At 60.6% G+C, this 881-nt stretch carries 2 protein-coding genes; both read right to left on the bottom strand.

Annotation, left to right across the window (positions count from 1 at the left end):
* The coding region (locus QHC67_RS18770; protein ID WP_319296683.1) for a hypothetical protein at positions 1 to 257 on the bottom strand (257 nt) is incomplete at its 3' end.
* Positions 258 to 263: 6 nt separating this feature from the next.
* Positions 264 to 779: a GTPase-associated system all-helical protein GASH gene (locus QHC67_RS18765; protein ID WP_319296682.1), complete on the bottom strand. Its 516-nt coding sequence runs from the start codon at positions 777 to 779 to the stop codon at positions 264 to 266.
* Positions 780 to 881 lie beyond the last annotated feature (102 nt).

Below are 881 nucleotides of genomic sequence, written 5' to 3'. Positions count from 1 at the left end.
GCTTGATCATCTCGTCGGTCTCCTGTTGCGAGCTCTAATCGCTCAGGTGACCGGCGCAAAACCGTTACAAGTCCAATATGCACACCGTCGAACGCGTCCGCGATCGCATGTTCATCGGCTTGATCATCTTCGCCCCGCTCCTCCAGCTCCTTTCCGTAGTAGGGACACTCGTTCAGATCGTCATAGCCCTCGAGGCACTTTCCGTCCTGGGCTATTCGGCATTCGCGGTTCGCGCAGCTTACCTCAGTGTCGGCCATAATGTTTCAACGAAGCCAGAGGATTTCACGGTAGAAGAGCTCGGCAAGCGCGATCGGCGACATCGCGGCTGCTATGTCGAGGCCAGTGATTGCAGCCCACCCAGCGTGCCAGCCGTCGCCTGCGCCGGTCTCCTGTCGCTTGAGCAGCGCGAAGTGGACCGGCGAGGTTGCCGGCGACGGCTTGCGGTCCTTCAGAGCCTCGGCCGTCCATTCGTCCGAAACAGCGTTCACCGCGTCAGCGACTTTGATCTTGCCCGTGGACTTGATGCCTGCACGCGTCATCAGCGCGAGCACCGAGTTGGGGCCCGGAAAGATCGTGGTGAGCGAGGCCAGGTCACGAGCGAACACAAGCGGTTTCTGGTCGGCCGGGACGTCGGCGAAGGCCTGGTCCGGCACCAGAGCGCGCTGTCCGAACACCCACGAGAGCATGTCGAGCTCCTCGTCGGCCTTCTTGCCCGCATCGACGAGGAGCTTGGAGGACTCGTTGAACTTGCCGACGACGTCGGCAAGCGCCTCGTCCACAGCTGCGCTGAATTGGTCGAATACACCTTTAACAGGGTGCGGAAATAGGGTCGTTCGGGGATCGATCTGAGGACTTCGACAGTTTGACGTCGGTCATTTGAA

The sequence above is a fragment of the Sphingobium sp. genome, from assembly GCF_033795625.1.
In the GTDB taxonomy this organism is placed as follows: Bacteria; Pseudomonadota; Alphaproteobacteria; order Sphingomonadales; family Sphingomonadaceae; genus Sphingobium.
This window is presented reverse-complemented; position numbering and strand designations above follow the sequence as displayed.